Annotated in this window: 12 protein-coding genes; 8 read left to right on the top strand and 4 right to left on the bottom strand. The window is 72.4% G+C overall.

All coding sequences use genetic code 11. From position 1 onward, the window contains the following. Nucleotides 1-13: 13 nt before the first annotated feature. A complete protein-coding gene (locus ITX44_RS00135; protein ID WP_205354870.1) occupies nucleotides 14-853 on the bottom strand; it encodes an SDR family oxidoreductase in 840 nt (279 codons plus the stop codon). A 92-nt stretch (nucleotides 854-945) separates the two neighbouring features. On the opposite strand from ITX44_RS00135, the gene ITX44_RS00130 reads away from it, so the two are divergent. From ITX44_RS00130 to ITX44_RS00095, 8 genes are all read left to right on the top strand, one after another. Further along, on the top strand, nucleotides 946-1317 hold the full coding sequence (locus tag ITX44_RS00130) for a winged helix-turn-helix transcriptional regulator (protein ID WP_205354869.1): 372 nt from the start codon (nucleotides 946-948) through the stop codon (nucleotides 1315-1317). Between the two features lie 266 nt (nucleotides 1318-1583). Then, nucleotides 1584-3947: a GH92 family glycosyl hydrolase gene (locus ITX44_RS00125; RefSeq protein WP_205354868.1), complete on the top strand. Its 2364-nt coding sequence runs from the start codon at nucleotides 1584-1586 to the stop codon at nucleotides 3945-3947. A 225-nt stretch (nucleotides 3948-4172) separates the two neighbouring features. Continuing rightward, nucleotides 4173-7034, top strand: coding sequence for an AAA family ATPase (locus ITX44_RS00120; protein ID WP_307795013.1), 2862 nt, complete (start codon nucleotides 4173-4175; stop codon nucleotides 7032-7034). Nucleotides 7035-7690: 656 nt separating this feature from the next. Beyond that, the gene (locus ITX44_RS00115) at nucleotides 7691-9319 is read left to right on the top strand and encodes a S53 family peptidase (RefSeq protein ID WP_205354866.1); all 1629 of its coding nucleotides are present in this window, start codon (nucleotides 7691-7693) and stop codon (nucleotides 9317-9319) included. A gap of 642 nt (nucleotides 9320-9961) precedes the next feature. Next, a complete protein-coding gene (locus tag ITX44_RS00110; RefSeq protein ID WP_205354865.1) occupies nucleotides 9962-11104 on the top strand; it encodes a globin domain-containing protein in 1143 nt (380 codons plus the stop codon). Nucleotides 11105-11168: 64 nt separating this feature from the next. Next, a complete protein-coding gene (locus ITX44_RS00105) occupies nucleotides 11169-12302 on the top strand; it encodes a nitric oxide synthase oxygenase (RefSeq protein WP_205354864.1) in 1134 nt (377 codons plus the stop codon). 64 nt (nucleotides 12303-12366) lie between these two features. After that, complete coding sequence (locus ITX44_RS00100; RefSeq protein WP_205354863.1) at nucleotides 12367-12873, top strand: SigE family RNA polymerase sigma factor; 507 nt, start codon at nucleotides 12367-12369, stop codon at nucleotides 12871-12873. 2 nt (nucleotides 12874-12875) lie between these two features. Further along, nucleotides 12876-13535, top strand: a complete 660-nt coding sequence (locus ITX44_RS00095) for a hypothetical protein (protein WP_205354862.1) — start codon at nucleotides 12876-12878, stop codon at nucleotides 13533-13535. A gap of 129 nt (nucleotides 13536-13664) precedes the next feature. Here ITX44_RS00095 and ITX44_RS00090 read toward each other — a convergent pair whose 3' ends face one another. The 3 genes from ITX44_RS00090 to ITX44_RS00080 all read right to left on the bottom strand — a co-directional run bounded on the left by ITX44_RS00090 (nucleotide 13665) and on the right by ITX44_RS00080 (nucleotide 17336). After that, on the bottom strand, nucleotides 13665-14831 hold the full coding sequence (locus ITX44_RS00090) for a sialidase family protein (protein WP_205354861.1): 1167 nt from the start codon (nucleotides 14829-14831) through the stop codon (nucleotides 13665-13667). Nucleotides 14832-14976: 145 nt separating this feature from the next. Beyond that, complete coding sequence (locus tag ITX44_RS00085; protein WP_205354860.1) at nucleotides 14977-15897, bottom strand: dihydrodipicolinate synthase family protein; 921 nt, start codon at nucleotides 15895-15897, stop codon at nucleotides 14977-14979. Further along, nucleotides 15894-17336, bottom strand: coding sequence for a sialate:H+ symport family MFS transporter (locus ITX44_RS00080; RefSeq protein ID WP_205354859.1), 1443 nt, complete (start codon nucleotides 17334-17336; stop codon nucleotides 15894-15896). Before ITX44_RS00080 ends, ITX44_RS00085 begins: the two co-directional genes overlap by 4 nt. Nucleotides 17337-17415 lie beyond the last annotated feature (79 nt).

The raw sequence follows: 17415 nt of genomic DNA, 5'->3' as shown, positions 1-17415 counted from the left end.
ACGGGGGTGACCGTCAGCGGAACGCGGCGACGTTGCGGGCGGCCCAGTCGGCGAAGGGGCGCGGGGCGCGGCCGAGGACCTGCTGGACGTCCGGGCTGACGCGCAGTTCGGCCGGGGTCGGGGAACCGAGGATGTCCAGGGTGTCGTCGGCGAGTTCGGCCGGCATGCTCTGGATCATGGCGGCCTTGGCCTCGTCGCGGGTGAGCTCGTGAAACCTCACCGGCGAGCCCAGTGCGGTGGCGATGGCCTCCGTCTGCCGGCGCGGAGTGATCACTTCCGGGCCGGTCAACTCGTACACGCCGCCGGTGTGCCGGTCCTCCAGCAGGCAGGCCGCGGCGACCGCGGCGATGTCCGCCGGGTCGATGACCGGCACCCCGATGTCACCGAAGGGCGCGGCGACGACCCGTTGCGTGCGGACGGACTCGGCCCACCACAGGGCGTTGGAGGCGAAGCCGCCCGGCCGCAGGACGACCCACTCCAGGCCGGATTCCCGCAGCGTGTCCTCCAGCGCGCGCATCTCGATCCGCGTTCGGCCGAAGGGCCTGGTCGCCACGCCCAGCGTGGAGAGCAGGACGACCCGGCGGACCCCGGCGGCCGCGGCTTCGCCGATGATGTCGGCAGGGCGGGCTCCAATGGCGTGCAGGTCGCCGGACAGCAGCAGGAACAGCGCCTTCGCCCCGGCCAGCGCGGGCTTGAGGCCGGCCGGCTCGGCCAGGTCGGCCGCCACGTGGCGGACGCCGTCCGGCACCTGCGCCGTGTGCCGTGACACCGCCGTCACCTGATGGCCCGTCTCGGCCAGCGCCCGCGTCAACGGCCGGCCGATGTTCCCGGTAGCCCCGGTCACCACGATCATGATCAGCTCCTTGTCGGATGTCCTCTGCGGTCTGCACGCTAGGAGCACGGGCTAACTCTTCGTAAGGACGTACCTGAAGGTAAGCTCACGACATGACGGGAGGCTCGCAGCACAGACAGGCCGAGGCAGGGAAGCGGTATGACGTGTTTCACACCGACTGCCTTGCGCGCGATGTGGTCGACCACGTGACCAGCAGGTGGGGCATCTGGGTGCTGATCTCCTTGCGGAGCAACAGCCTCCGGTTCTACGAACTGCGCGAGAGCATCCAGGGCATCAGCGAGAAGATGCTCGCCCAGACCCTGCGCGCGCTGGTCCAGGACGGCCTGGTCTGGCGGACGGTCGAGCCGACGACACCGCCCCAGGTCACCTACGGGCTGACCGAGTTCGGCCAGGACGTCGGCGAGCCGCTGACGGAGCTGTTCGACCGGATCACCCGGCGACTGTCGGCGCCCGGCGCGGGCTGACCGTACCGGTCCGCGGACATCTCGTGGACGCGCCCCCGGCCGGAGCGCCCACCGCGCCGAACGCGGAGGTCGCGACCTGCGCGGCACGGTGGTCGTGACCTGCGCGATCGCGTCGTACTCGCGCGCCAAGACGGTGCCGCGGCCCGTGCCGTCCTACGCGGTCCGCGACAGGTGGGGCCCATGGGACGGGGATTGACGGGACAACGCCAAACCGGCGAAGATCGAGCACCGCGAGACTGACAACGTTGTCGCTCGAAAGGATCGCGATGAGAGCGCTCAAACACGTGTTCGCCGCCCTGGCAGTCGCCACCACCGTGACCATGGCATCCGCCACCACCGGTGGCGTGGCCAGCGCCGCTGACCAGGGGCCGAAGTTCGCCGCCGACCCCACCACGCTGGTCGACACCTCGATCGGCAACAACGGCGACGGGACCACCTTCCCAGGGGCCGCGGTCCCGTTCGGCATGGTGCAGTTGAGCCCTGACACGCAGCTGAATCAGTACGCCTCGTACGACTACAGCCAGAACACCATCCTCGGCTTCAGCATGACGCACCTGTCGGGCGTCGGCTGCCAGACGATGGGCAACTTCCGCTTCATGCCGACCACCGGTGCCGTCACGTCATCGGACCCGGCGCAGTACGGCGCGAAGTTCAGCCACGACAACGAAACGCGCGCTCCGGGCTCCTACGGCGTGAAGTTCGACAACGGCATCGGCGCCGAGCTCACCGCGACCCAGCGGACCGGCCAGCAGCGCTACACCTACCCCGCGGGATCGGGCCCGGAGAACGTCCTCATCGAAGTCGGCCAGAGCAACGGCAGCACCTACGCCGGCGACGTCCACGTGGTCGGCGACGACACCGTGGAAGGCTGGCTCCAGGGGGGCAACTTCTGCGGCGAGACCGGCAAGGAGCGCTACCGGATCTTCTTCAGCGCCCGCTTCGACCGGAAGTTCTCGAGCTTCGGCACCTGGACCGACGGCACGCTGACCGCGAACCAGCGCGACGCGACGCGCGGCAGCCGGCGCGCCGGCGCCTGGGTGACGTTCGACCCCGCCAAGGGAGAGCAGGTCGGTGCCTCGGTCGGCCTTTCCTACACCTCGATCGACGGTGCGCGCCTCAACCGCAGGGCCGAGCAGCCGCAGTCCTTCGACAAGGCCCGCGCCGACGCGCACAAGTCCTGGCAGGACGAGCTGAACCGGATGCGGGTGGCCGGCGGCAGCGCCGCCGACCAGCGCACCTACTACACCGCGCTCTACCACTCGCTGCTGGACCCGGCGATCGGGTCCGACGTGGACAACCGCTACCGCGGCTTCGACGACCAGGTGCACCAGGCCGAATCCACCTATTACCAGATGTTCTCCCTGTGGGACACCTACCGCTCGCAGAACCAGCTGGTGGACCTGCTGGAGCCCGGCAGGGCCGCTGACATGGCCAAGTCCGTCCTGCACATCTACCAGGACGGTGGCTGGCTGCCGCGCTGGGCGCTGGCCAACAGCGAGACCAACGTGATGAGCGGCGACCCCATCACGCCGTGGATCGTCGACATCTACAACCGCGGCCTGCTCGACAGCGACACCGCGCACCAGCTCTTCGACGCGCTGTGGAAGAACGTCAACGAGGTCCCCGCGGACCAGTCGATCTTCCGCGGCCGCGACGGCAACCCGTCGTACGTCAAGAACGGCTGGGTCGCCTACCAGAACCTGCCCGGTTACAAGTACGGCGACAGCCGCCAGGCGGGCTCCGCCACGCTCGAGTACGCGCTCGCCGACTGCGCGCTGTCCACGATGGCCGGCGGACTGGGCTACCAGGACAAGGCCGCGACGCTCGCCGCGCGGTGCGACAACTTCACCAAGCTGTGGGACCCGAGCGTCACCTCGCAGGGCTTCACCGGCTTCCCGGTCGCCAAGAACGCCGACGGCTCCGTGGCCGGAAACCCCGACCCCACCCAGACCGCGCCGTTCCACGAGGGCACGGCCTGGCAGTACCAATGGCTCGCCCAGCAGGACCCGAAGACCCTCTTCGGGCTCATGGGCGGCCAGGCGCAGGCCGAGCAGCGGCTCGACACGTTCTTCGACATGCCCACCGTGCTCACCGACCCGGCGAAGGCCGCTTCCGACTCGTGGGTGACCGGCGCGTACGACTACCAGAACAACTTCGCCTTCAACCCCAACAACGAGCCCGACTTCCACGCGCCGTGGATGTACACCTGGACGGGCTCGCCGTGGAAGACCTCGGCCGTGCTGCGCGCGATGCGGACGCTCTTCACCGACAACGTCTACGGCATGCCCGGTAACGACGACCTCGGCGCCACCTCGTCGCTGCTGGTCTTCGCCATGGCCGGCATCTTCGAGGCCCAGCCCGGCTCCGCGGACTACGTGATCACCGCGCCCATGTTCGACAAGGTCGAGATCCGGCCTGCGGACGGGCACAAGATCAGGATCGAGGCCCCGGGCGCCGACGCGTCGAAGCTGCAGTACGTGTCCTCCGTGGAGACGAAGGACGGTGCGCTGAACCGGAGCTGGCTCTCCCACCAGGATCTGCTCGGCTCGCACACCATCAAGATCGGCCTCTCCGCCGAGCCGACGAACTGGGGCGTCAACGCCGCCCCGCCCGCCATGGCCCAGCGCTGAGCCCCCGGTTGCGGCCCCTCCCGCGAGGGGCCGCAACTCCTCGGCGCCGCGCGCGTATGTCCGTGGTTTGAAGGGCTCGCGACGTTCGTGTGAAGCCTCCCGGCCCGGCCGGAATCGTGGCATTGACAAGCCGCTTTCCCATGATTGTCATGGACATTTATGAGTGGCGATCCGCGCTGCCCGCCCTCGACGCGAGGGTTCCGGACCAGAAGGGCGGCCCGTACCGTGCCAGACCGGGTTGCCGGTGAGATCCCGGCCGAGCCTGCCGCCGTCGCCGGGCCCGGGTGGTCCCGACGGCGGCCGGTCACCGCACCGGCCGGGCGCGAGGAGCTGCTGGCGGCCGCGCGTGAGGCGCTGGCGAAGGGTCAGGGCGTCGTGCTGACCGGGCCCGCGGGCATCGGCAAGTCCACACTGCTCGCCGCCGTGGCCCCGGACGCCCCGGGGCCAGGCGCGGTGGACGGTGACGTGACGGTTCTGCGCTGCGCCCCGGCGCCCGAGGACGCCGGGCTGCCCTACCTCGGGCTGATCGACCTGCTCGCGCCGGTGCCGGCGCACGTCCTGGCCGCGCTCCCACCCGGACCGCGTACGGCACTTCGGGCCGCACTGCTGCACGGCGCGTCGCCCGCCGCGAGCCGCGACGCGCTCGCCGTACGCGTCGCCGTGCTGGAGACACTGCGCCGGCTGGCCCGCCGGGGACCGGTGCTGCTGGTCGTCGACGGTCTGCAATGGCTGGACGAACCCAGCGCCGATGTCTTGGCGTTCGCCGCCCGCCGGGTCGCCGGCACCGGCATCCGGTTCGTCGCCGCGGAGCGCGTGCCGGAAGGCGGACAGGGCGAGCGGCCCCGCTGGCCGCGCTGCTGCCCACCCGACACCGCCGAGATCGCCGTACCCCCGCTCGGCGACGACGACGTGGCCCTGCTGCTGCTCGCGTCCGGCGCCGCCCTGTCCCCGCCGGACCTGCGCGCCGTCCTGCGCACGGCCGCCGGGAACCCGCTCTACGCGCTCGCGCTGGGCCGCGAGGCCGCGGCAGCCGGTGGGTCCGCCGAGTCCGGCGGCTTCCTCCCGGTACCGCAGGGCCTGCGGGACCTGCTGCTGGGGCCGGTACGCGCGCTGCCCGCCGCCGTACGACAGGTCCTGCTCGTCGCCGCGACCGCCGAGCAGCCGCACCTGACCCTGCTCCAGGCCACGGTCGGGTCGGCCGCGGATGCCGAGAGCGCCCTCGGGCACGCCGAGCGGCTGGGCGTGCTGACAGTGGATCCGTCGCGGATCGTACGATTCACCCACCCCGTGCTGCGCGCCGCCGTCCACGCCGACGCCTCCGGCGACGCTCGCCGCCGGGCGCACGCGCTGCTGGCCGCCGTGGTCACCGAACCGGTTGAGCGCGCCCGCCACTTGGCCCTGGCCCACCCGTACGAGGACGAGGCCGTCGCCGCCCGGCTGATGGCCGCCTCGGACACCGCCCGGGCGCAGGGTGATCCGGGCGCCGCCGCGGAACTGGCCGCGCTGGCCGCCCGCCGGACCCCGGCCGACCGCCCCGGCGACCGCGACCGGCGGCTGCTGGCCGCGGCCCGCTTCGCCTGCGACGCGGGGCGGCGCGAGGAGGCGGAACTGGCCGCCCGGACCGTGCTCGCCGGCTCCCGATCGGCGCGGCTGCGCGTGCTGGCCAGGCTCACGCTGCTGGGCAATGCCGGGCAGGCGCTGCGGGACCGCGGCGGGCTGATCGAGGACGGGCTGCGGGACGCGGCCGGGGACCCGGCGCTGGAGGCGGCGCTCCACCACTGGGCGGCGCAGCGCGAACTGCTGTGCGGCGCGCTGGACGCGGCGGCCGGGTACGCACGCCGGTCGGCCCGGTGCGCCGAGCGCGCCGGCGACGACGGTACGCGGATCGCGGCGCTGGCCACGCTGGCCCGGGTACGGTCGCTGGCCGGCGCACCGGCCGACGCGGAGGCGGCGCTGGACCGGGCGCTGGCCGCGGCGGACGGCGGACCGCGCAGTTGGGGGCTGGTCCGGATGCGGGCGGTCCTCGCGCTCGACTCCGACCGGGTCGGCCAGGCCCGCGCGCAGTTGACCGGGCTGCTGGCCGCCGCCGGACAGGGCGCGGGGTGGGAGCAGACCGTCGCCTCCCTGGTGGCGCTGACCCGGGTGCAGGTACGGGCCGGCGAGTGCCGCGCGGCGCTGGGCACGGCGCGGCGCTGCGCGGAGGTGGTCGCGGCGGCCGGCACGACGTCGGCGCCCGCGCTGTACGCGGCGGCGCTCGCCCAGACCTTCGGCGGTACGGCGGAAAGCGCCCGGGCGCTGGGCGAGCAGGCGGTACGCGCCTCCGAGGCGGACGGCGACCGGCTGTTCCTGCTGCGGGCGCTGGCGGTGTCCGGCCAGGCCGGGCTGTTCGCGGGCGATCGCGCGGGCGCGGCCACGGCGGTGGAGTGGCTGCGCCGGGCGCTGGAGACGGGCGCGGCGATCGGCGCCGCCGACCCACCGCTGCTGGCCTGGCACGCCGATCTGGCCGAGGCACTGGTGACGCTCGGCGAGACGGCCGCGGCGGCCGAAGTGCTGGCGACGGCGTACCGCTCGGTCCGGGACGGCACTCCCGGCAGCGTCCTGGCGGCGCTCGAGCGGGCGCAGGGGCTCCGGGCGGCCGCGGAGGGCCGGGCGAAGGAGGGCGCGGCGCTGCTGCGGACCTCGGTGGAGCGGCTGCGCCCGCTCGGCCTGCCGGTGGAACTGGCCCGCGCCCTGACCGCGCTCGGCGCGGTGGAACGCCGGGCCCGGCACCGCGCGGGAGCGCGCGCGGCCCTCACCGAGGCGCTGCGCGTGGCCGAGGGCGCGGGCGCGGCACCGTTCGCGGCCCGGGCCCGGGACGAACTCGCCCGTGTGGTGACCGCCGAACGCGGCGGCACCGCCGGTCTGACGGCGACCGAGGCCAGGATCGCCGCGCTGGTCACCGGCGGCGCCACCAATCGCGAGGTCGCCGACGCACTGTTCATCAGCGTCAAGACGGTGGAGGGCGCGCTGTCGCGCATCTACCGCAAGGTCGGTGTGCGTTCGCGTACGGCGCTGGCGCACGCGATGGCGGTCGCCGCCGCCGGCTGACCCGGACGGGCGCGGGGCGGGGGGCTATCGGGCAGCGCCGCGGGCACTGGTGTCCCTCACCGGGGCGCGGCACGGGCCGCACGGGCGCCGGACGGGCGCCGGACGGGCGCCAGACGGGCGCCAGACGGGCGCCAGACGGGCGCCAGACGGGCGCCAGACGGGCAGCACCTGGACGCCGCGCGGGCCGGGATGCGTCGGCGCCGCCCTGCCGCTCCCGTCCTCCGCGGCACATTTGCCGCCCCGTCCTCCCCGGCACTTTGCCGCCCGTCCTTCGCCACACCTTGACGCCTCGTCATCCGCGGCGCCCTCCCGCCGCTGCCCGCCACGGCTCCGCTCACCGGGGCAACACCGCCGCCCTGCCGCTCCCGTCCTCCCCGGCACCTTGCCGCCCTGTCCTCCCCGGCACCTTGCCGCCCGTCCCTCGCCACGCCTTGACGCCTCGTCCTCCGCGGCGCCCTCCCGCCACTTCCCGCCACGGCTCCGCTCACCGGGGCGCACCGGGTCTCCCTGCGGACCCACCACGTCACTCCCCCGTCACAGGACACACATCGTTCACACGCACCGCAAGGGTTCTCACGCTTATGCGGCCGCGCCGCGCTGCCTAGCGTGGTCGTCGTCCCGCTTCCGGGACCCGCTTCCCCCCATGGAGGACCTTCGTGACGCTCCGTCTGAAAATGCTGGCTGTCGCCGTCGCCCCGGCGATGCTGGCCGCGGCCGTCCCCGCCGCGTACGCCGCGTCCGCGCACCCGCAGCAGGCCCGCACGCCACTGTCCGCGGACGTGGTCGCCGGCCTCGGCACCGGGGCCGTGCGCACCGGCCACGTGGCGGCCGACCACCGCGTCTCGCTCGCGGTGAGCCTGCGCCCCAGGAACGAGAAGGCACTCGACACGTTCGTCGCCCGCGTCAGCGACCCGCACTCGGCGCTGTACGGACACTACTTGACCAAGGCCCAGTTCGCGGCGACGTACGGCCGCAGCACCGCCGAGATCAAGCAGATCACCGACTACCTGCGCGCCCAGGGCCTGACGGTCGGCACCGTGCACTCCGGCAACCTGCTGATCGACGCCTCCGGAACCGCCGCCCAGGTGGAGAAGGCCTTCGGTACCAGCATCTCGACCTGGCGGGACAGCGCTTCGGGGCAGTCGTTCTACGCCAACGACGCCGCTCCCTCGCTGCCGTCCGCCGTCGCTTCCCTGGTCAGCGACGTCTCCGGCCTCAACAGCCGCGCGAAGCTGCACCACCAGGCGCCCGCCGCCGTCACGCCCCACAACGGCCCCGGCGGCGGCTACACCCCGGCCCAGATCAAGGGCGGCTACAACGTCTCCGGCAGCTACACCGGCAGCGGCCAGAAGGTCGCCCTGCTGGAGTTCGACGGTTTCCAGCAGTCCAACATCAGCGCGTACGACAGCCACTACGGCCTGAGCGCCCCGGCCCCCACCGTGCAGAAGGTGGACGGCGGTTCGGGTCCGCTGGGCGGCGGGCAGGTCGAGGTCGAGCTGGACATCGAAGTGCTGCACGCGATCGCCCCGGCCGCGAACGTCACCGTGTTCGAGGGCCCCAACTCCGACGCGGGTGAGGTGGACACCTACCAGGCGATCGTGGACAGCGGCATACCGGTGACCTCCATCAGCTGGGGGCTGGCCGAGACGCAGCGCACCAGCTCCAACATCACCGCGGTCGACACGGTCTTCAAGCAGGGCGCGGCGCAGGGCCTGGGCTTCTTCGCCGCCTCCGGGGACAGCGGTTCCGACGACGCCGGCACCGGCGGCACCTCGGTGGACTACCCGGCCAGCGACCCGTACGTCACCGGCGTGGGCGGCACCAAGCTGACCGTCACCTCGTCGAACGCCTGGAGCAGCGAGACCGCCTGGTCCGGCGGTGGCGGCGGCAAGTCGTCGGTGTTCGCCATCCCGAGCTGGCAGACGCCGGTGCAGAAGAGCCAGGGCGGCGGCAAGCGGCAGGTACCGGACGTCTCGGCGCTGGCCGCTCCGACCCCGGGCGTTTCCATCTACTCGCAGGGCAGTTGGGGCCAGGTCGGCGGCACCAGCGCGGCCGCGCCCGAGTGGGCCGCCTTCGCCACGGTCTACAACCAGCAGGCCACCGCGGCGGGCAAGCCCCGGCTCGGCTCCGCCAACCCCGCGCTGTACGCGGCGTCCGGCACCGGCTTCCACGACATCACCAGTGGCAGCAACGGCGCCTACTCGGCCGCGGCCGGCTGGGACTTCACCACCGGCTGGGGCTCGTACAACGCGGCGACCCTCGCGGCCAAGCTGCTCAACCCCTGAGCCGATCGGCCCCGGACCGATTCCCGGGCCGATCACAGCGCCGGAGCCCGGGCGGGCCTTCTCCCCGCCCGGGCTCCGGCGTCCGCCGTTCGGCGCTCACTCAAGCCACTCACTCAAACCGCTCGCTCACACATCTCCACGGCGAAACGCCCCAGTTGTCATGATTTACCATGAGAGATCGGTGCGACTTCCACAAATTGGCCAACTAATTCCGCATTACGGTCTTCACGACCGTTCACCGATTCCGCGTGTCAACCTTGTTCCGCTGAAAACAGCGGACGGCACCGATCGCCGCCGAAAACGGTTTTCGCCCACCGAACCCTCGCGGTGCGGCGCTTTCCCGGTCGATTCGGGACACTTTTGTGGCACCAACGCACATCATGCGGTTGACGCGTGAAGGTTTTGTATTAGGGTGAGCCCGTTCTGTAATCGAGCCCTGAACAGCGGTGCCCAGTGAAATTCTCCCGACGTTCTCCGCAGGAAGGCGATGGACACCGGGGCAGTGCGGCCAACGATCCGACCCGGCTGACGCCGGGAGCGGTGAACAGGCCGGCACCCCACGTTCCCGCTCCGGCAGAGCCGCCGGCGCCGCCGAGGCCACTGCCGGAACTCGTCCCGCTGACGGACGACGAAATCGCGCTGATGCGCGCCAGTGTGTCCGTGGTCGGACCGTTCGCGGCGGACATGACGGTGTACTTCTACGCCATCCTTTTCACGCGATACCCGCAGGTGCGCGATCTGTTCCCGGCCAATATGGATGTGCAGCGCGACCGGCTGCTGCGCGGGCTGCTGCGGATCGTCGACCTGGTCGACGACCCGGACAATCTGGTGCGGTTCTGCACACGTCTGGGTCAGGACCACCGCAAGTTCGGGGCGCTGCATGCCCATTACCCCGCGGTGGGCGAGTGCCTGCTCGCCGCCCTGGCCCGCTACGCCGGCCAGGCATGGAGCCCGGAACTGGCTGCCGCGTGGAGCCACGGCTACGGCGTCGTGGCCCAGGTCATGATGCACGCCGCCGAGGAGGACGCCCGAAGGCGGCCCGCGGTCTGGCTGGCGGAGGTCATCCACCATGTGCGGCACGGCCACGGCATCGCCGAGATCACCGTGCGGCCCGACGCCCCCTACCCGTACGCGGCGGGGCAGTACGTGAGCATGGAGACGCCCTGGAAGCCGAGGGCCTGGCGCTACTACTCGCCCGCGCACGCCCCGCGTCCCGACAACACCCTCACCTTCCACGTGCGCGCGCTCAGCAGGGGCCAGGTCAGCAGGGCTCTGGTGTACAACGCCCGGCCCGGCGACGTGGTGCGGCTGGGGCCCACGCAGGGCGACATGACGCTGGATCCGCACAGCGACCGGAGCCTGGTGTGCGTCGCCGGCGGGACCGGCATGGCCCCGATCCGTGCCCTGGTCGAACAGGCCGCCCGCAACGGGATCCGGCGCGACGTGGATGTCTTCGTCGGCGCGCGCACGGCCGCGGAACTCTACGGGCTCGACGACATGCTCCGCATGTCCCAGCGCCATCACTGGCTCTCGGTACGGGCCGCGGTCTCGCACGAGCGCATCGCCGGGCTGGAGGGCACGCTGCCGCAGGTCCTGGGCGAGTTCGGGCCGTGGTACCAGCACGAGGCCTTCCTGTCGGGTCCGGTCGACATGGTCACCCAGGCCGTCACCACTCTGGCCCGGCAGGGCATCCCCCAGGATCGGATCCACTTCGATCCCTTCGACGTCCCCGCGCTGGAGGCGGCGCTGCTGCCCCGGCGGATGCGGGGTCAGGCCGCGGAGTGAGCGTTCCGGCCCCGCCCGGCACGGCGTCGTGAGCACAATCCCCCCTAGCAGGAGAGAACAGCCTGTGCACTCCTCCGGTCCGACCGACCTTCCCGGCCGCCGCCCGCCCGGGCCCGGCGCCGTCCTGGACGCCGCCACGGCCTTCATCCGCAACTTCGCCGCGGAGAACCCGGGGACCGGCGACCCGCGGCGGAGAATCGCGGAGGTCGCCGCGCAGGTGCAGCGGTACGGCACGTACGAACACACCCCGGAGGAACTGGCCTTCGGCGCGCGGGTGGCCTGGCGCAACGCGGCACGCTGCATCGGTCGCCTGTACTGGAACAACCTGACGGTGCGCGACATGCGGCACGTTCAGGACCCGGACGGCATCGCCGAGCAGTGCTTCGAGCATCTGCGCTTCGCGACCAACGGGGGCCGCGTCCGGCCCGTCATCACCGTCTTCGCGCCGGATCGCCCCGGCCGCCCGGCGCCCACACTGCTGGGCGAGCAACTGGTGCGCTACGCCGACGACCCGCGCAGCGCGCATCGGGTGGAACTGGCCAAGGAGTTGGGCTGGAAGGGCGGCGAGACCCCGTTCGAGGTCCTGCCGCTGCTGGTGCAGCCCGGCTCCGGCGGCCGGTCCCCGGAGTTCTACGAGATTCCCGAGGACGCCGTGCTGGAGGTGCCGTTGACGCATCCGCGGCACCCGGGATTCGCCGCCTTGGGCCTGCGCTGGTACGCGGTGCCGGCGGTCTGCGACATGTCCCTGGAGATCGGCGGGATCACCTACCCGGCGGCGCCCTTCAACGGCTGGTACATGGGCACCGAGATAGGCTCGCGCAACCTGGGCGACACCGACCGCTACGACATGCTGCCCGCCGTCGCCGCCCTGTTCGGCCTCGACACCGGCAGTGACCGCACCCTGTGGCGGGACCGGGCGCTGGTCGAACTCAACGCGGCCGTCCTGCACTCCTACGACCAAGCGGGAGTGACCATCGCCGACCACCACACGGAATCCACCCGGTTCCTCGCCCACGTGGAGCGCGAGGGCAAGCACGGACGCCCCGTCCCGACCGACTGGAGCTGGATCGTCCCACCGCTGTCGGGCTCGGCGACCGCCGTCTTCCACCGCTACTACGACCCCCCGGACCCCGACCTCCGCCCCGCCTTCGTCCACCGCACTCCCCCGACCGCGCTCACCTGCCCCCACCACGCCTAGTTGGGCTGGAGCGCGGCGGCCGGATCGAAGTAAGTGTGTGGGGGCCCTGCCGCGTGTAGGGGGTGTGAAGCAGTCGGAGTTCAGGGAGTTCTACCAAGCCAGCCGGGACGTCTGCCTGCGGGCGGTCCTGGTGAGTGTGGGCGATCGGCATCTCGCCGAGGATCTGGTGGCCGAGGCGTTCGCCCGGGCCTGGGCGTCCTGGCCGAAAGTCAGCCGGCATCCGGCGCCGCGCGCGTGGATCGTGCGTACGGCGCTGAACACCCGGGTGTCCTGGTGGAGGCGGAAACGGAAGGAGGTCGGGCTGGAGGACGCCGTGCCCGATGTGCCCGATCCGCGGGAAGCCGAGCCCGGCATGGACCCCGGTCTGCTCGCCATGTTGCGTCAACTGCCGCAGCGGCAGCGGGAAGTGATCGCGCTACGCGTCTTCCTTGATCTGGACACCAGGGCTACGGCCAAGGTGCTGGGGATCGCGGAGGGCACCGTCACCGCTCATTTGTCGCGAGCCGTATCGGCGTTGCGCGGCCGACTCGTCGCCGTTGATGACGGCACCGCCAACGACCAGGAGGTCTGACCATGAGCGAGCACGAGGTGCTCAACGCATTGAGGGATTCCCTCGACGACATCACCATGTCCACACCGGTGGAGCGGATCGAGGCGGCCGGCAGCACCCGTCGCAATCGGCGCCGCCTCGTGGGCACGGCCGGGGTGGCGGCCGCCGCGGCCCTCGCGATCGGGGTGCCCGCGCTGAGCAACCCTCCCACAGCTCCACCGTCGGCCGGCGACAGCACCGGCGCGGGGTCGGTGCACATCCAGACGGCCGCGTACACCGTCGACACAAAGAAGGACGGCACCCTCGTCGTCACCTGGGACAAGGCCGCGTACTTCAGCGACCACGCGGGGCTGGAGAAGGCGCTGCGCAAGGCAGGGTTCCCGGTCCTGATCAGGGAGGGTGTGTTCTGCAAGGGGCCGCACGACGACGGAAAGCTGAGTCCCAGCGGGTCCGGGCCCGGGGTCACGAGCGTGATGAAGGGCGGGAAGGACCACGACGGCAGGGTGACGCTCACCTTCGTTCCCGCCGCGATGCCGGCCGGGAAGCAGCTGTTCATCGGCTACCTCAACGCCGCGCAGCTGGCATCGGTCCATATGAACCCCGGCTCCGTGGAGCGGATCGTACCGGCGGTCGGGCCGCTGACGTGCACGAGCACGCCACCGCCTGAGCACCACTACAACTGAGCGAGTTCGGTGGCGGCAGCGCGTGGCCCGGCCAGGCGGATCGAACGGCCGCGCCACGCGCTGCGGGACCGGTACCAGCCGCTCACCCTCCGGCGGCGTACCCGCAGGTGCTGCATCATGATCACAGCACTAGCGGCTCGGGCGCAGGGGGATGCGGGCGAAGGTGATGGTGTCGGTGGGGGTGCGGGGGCCGGTTTCGTAGAGCAGGCCGACGTGGTCGGCGGTGATCTCGACCAGGTCGCTGTAGGCGGCGGGCTGCGCGGACAGGGTGAGCACGGTGGACCAGGTGCGGCCGCCGTCGTGGCTGGCGCGCAGTTGCATCTCGGCGCGGCGGGCAGGATCGGCCGGGCCGGAGAACAGCAGCGGGCCGTGGGCGGGTTGGAGCACCGAGCCCTGGACGACGGTGCCGGCCAGGCCCGGTTGGGGTGCGTAGGGGTGCAGCAGGGTGCGGCCGCCGTCCGCGCTGAGGGCGTCCGCGCGCACCCCGGGAGCGGTGCCGTTCTGGTTGCGGGTGTTGAAGTAGACGCGGCCGTCCGGGAGTTGGGCGGCAGTGGTCTCGTTGGCGTTGACCACGCCGTCGGGGGCGTCGTCGAGGAAGCCGATGTGCCAGGTGGTTCCGCCGTCGTCGCTGAACAGGCAGTGGCCGCCGTAGTACTTGGGCTCCGTGCCGGTGTCGGCAGAGCCGGCGGGCGGGGCCGTGGAGTGGTTGGCGGGGACGACCAGGCGGCCCCGGTACGGGCCGGTGGTCAGGGCGATCGCGTGGCCCGGGCCGGTGGCGTACCACCGCCAGTCGGGATGTTTGACATCGGCGGTGATTTCCCGCGGGCGGCTGAAGGTCGCGCCGTCGTCATCGCTGTGCTGCACCCACACCCGGCGCCCGTCCGCCGGCTCGACCTCACCGGCCATGATCGCCGTCTCCGTGGCGTCGGCACCGTTCGTGCAGGTCAGCAGGATGACGCGGCCACTGTGCAGGTCCGCCACCGGGCAGGGGTTCCCCTGTGTGCCGGTTCCGTCCCCGGCGACGAGCCGCAAAGGCCCCCACGTTCGGCCGCCGTCCCCCGAGCGCTTGGCGACCACCACGATCTCGCCGGTGTCGGAGGTGCCGGCCCGCGCCTCGGCGAAGGCGATCAGGGTGCCGGCCTTGGTGCGGACGACGGCGGGGATGCGGTAGGTGTCGTAGCCCTCGGTGCCGGAGGTGTACGGCACGGACTGCTCGACCGCCTCGCCGTTCGTGCTCGCCGCGGGGGCCGGCCGGCTGTCCTGCGGGTCGGTGGGGCTGCTGGGGTCGAACGCCATGTTCCCTCCGGAGAAGTCGCGGGCCCTCTCGTGTCACCGGCCCGTGCCCATGCTGCCGGGCGTCTGCCCCCGGCGGGGACGGGCACCCCGGCGCGCGGTCGTACGGGCCACCGCGCGCCAGGACCGTCGTGGGGGAGCGAGAGCGTCAGGAGACGCGGCCCAGGCCCGCGGTTTCCAGGTGTGCGGCGATCGCACGGGATTCGGCGAGGGTCAGGGGCAGGAGCGGCGGGGCCGTTCGGGCGCAGGCGATGAGACCGCGGCCGGCGAGGGCGGACTTGAAGGCACCCAGCGCGGCTGAGACGCGGCCGATGCGGGAGCGGTCGGGGATCTCGGTGATGCCGTAGAGCGCGGTGAGCCGCCGCTGTTCGGCGCGGGCGGTGGTGAAGTCGCCGGTGTGCGCGGCCCGGTGGAGCCGGACGTAGCCGTGCGGGTCGATGTTGCCGAGGCCGGGGACGATGCCGTCGGCGCCGCGGGCGAGGGCGAGGTCGGCGAGGGTCTCGGAGCCGGTGAGGCAGCCGGCACCGCTGCCCGCGGTGGCGTCCAGCAGCCGCTGGAAGGATTCGAGGTCGCCCGAGGAGTCCTTGACGGCCGCGATCACCTTGGCATGGGCGAGGTCGCCGAGGAGTGCGGGCGGCAGCTTGCTGTGGACGTTGGAGGGGATGTCGTAGGCGACGACGGGCAGGTCGAGAGCGGCGTGCAGCCGTTCGAAGTGGGCGCGGATCTCGGCCTCGCCGACGCCGACGTAGAACGGGGCGGTGGCCACCACCGCGTCGGCGCCCAGCGCCCGGGCATGACGGGCGTGCTCGATCACCCGCGACGTCCCGGTGTCGATCACGCCGGCGAGCACGGGCACCTGTCCCGCGGCGGTGGCGACGACCGTACGCAGCGCGGTGTCCCGTGCCGTGTCGGTCAGTTGGGCGACCTCCCCGGTGGAGCCCAGGACGAACAGGCCGTGGACACCGGCGTCGAGCTGGAAGGCGGTCAAACGCTCCAGCGACGCCGTGTCCACCTCCCCGTCGTCGGTCAGCGGGGTGCACAGGGGCGGAACGACTCCGTGGAACATCATGCCTTCTCACTCGCGGAGGGAACGGGCGGGTAGTCGCGGTGCGACTGCCGGGCGCCGGCCAGCCGCTGCACGCGCGCGGGCACGTCGAAGCCGACCAGCAGCACGACGATCACGGTGATGCCGAGCGAGAGCACCATGATGGAGGTGCCCAGGCTCAGCGGCCCGGCGAGCTTGGCGCCGAGCACGGGCGCGGCGGCGCCGCCGAGGGCGCCGACGTTGTAGCTGAAGCCGAGTGCGGCGGCGCGCATCTCGATCGGATAGTGGTCGCTGACGTACTTCGGCAGGACGCCCGAGGCGCCCGATCCGGTGCCGACCAGCAGGAAGAGCAGCACCCACAGCCACACGGTGTGGCCCCGGCCGAGCGCGAAGACGGGATAGGCGAAGGCGAGGGAGACCACCAGCATCCCGACGTACGCCTGCCGGGTGCCGAAGCGGTCGCCGAGCCGGCCGACGAGCACGGAGCCGGCGCAGTAGCCGAAGCCGGCGTACAGCAGGGCGTCGGAGACCTGCCCGGGGTCGTAGTGCAGGTTGGTCTTCAGGTACGTGGGCAGCAGCGACTGCAGCGGCCAGGAGTACATGAACGCGCAGAACACGGTGGTCATGAGCGCGACGACCACCGGCCACAGCTGCCGGGCGAACTGCACCGCCATCGCCACGAAGCAGGCGGTGACCAGTGCGACCAGCAGCAGGGTGGTGGTCGTGGACCGGCCGCGCAGCACCACCAGCACAGCGATCGCGGCGACCAGGCACAGCGGCAGGTTCCACGCCTTGCGGGTGCCGGAGAACAGCCGCGCGGTGGCGCTGACCCGCGACTTCCCGGCCTCGCGGGCTGCGGTCCACTCCACGGCCTCCGGCAGGCGCCGCCGCAGATAAATGGCCACGACCACCGGCACGACGCCGATCCAGAACAGCACCCGCCAACTGGTGTGCGGCACCACCCAGGCGTACGTCTTGGCCGCGAGCACACTGCCCAGGGGGTAGCCGCTGAGCAGCATGCCGCTGGCGGTGTTGCGTATCCGTTCGGGCCAGCTCTCGATGATGTACGTGGCGCTCGCGCTGTACTCGCCGGCCATCCCGAGGCCGACCACCATGCGGAAGGCGAACAGCGACCAGTAGCCCCAGGCGAAGCCGCAGAGCGCGGAACCGACCGCGTACAGGGCGATGCTGAACACCATCGCGGGGCGGCGACCCACCCGGTCGGCCAGGGCGCCGAGGGCCAGACCGCCGAACCAGCGCGACACGAAGGCCGCGGAGACCAGGGTGGCGGCCCGCACGGTGGAGAGGTGGAAGTCCTTGGCGATCTCGGTGAGCACCAGGGTGATCAGGACGAAGTCGAAGCCGTCCATGGCGTAGCCGAGCCAGGCCGCGGTGAACGCCTTCCAGTCCTGCCGGGACAGTTCGGCGCGCCAACGAAGCGGTAAGGCCTGAGAGTTGTCCATGCGGGCTCGCCTCCTCGGGAGCGGGTGAACGGCGATGCAGGACACAGGACGTAGGACGTCCTACCGCGGGGGTAACGTA

It is taken from the genome of Actinacidiphila acididurans (assembly GCF_016918855.1).
GTDB lineage: Bacteria > Actinomycetota > Actinomycetes > Streptomycetales > Streptomycetaceae > Actinacidiphila > Actinacidiphila acididurans.
This window is presented reverse-complemented; position numbering and strand designations above follow the sequence as displayed.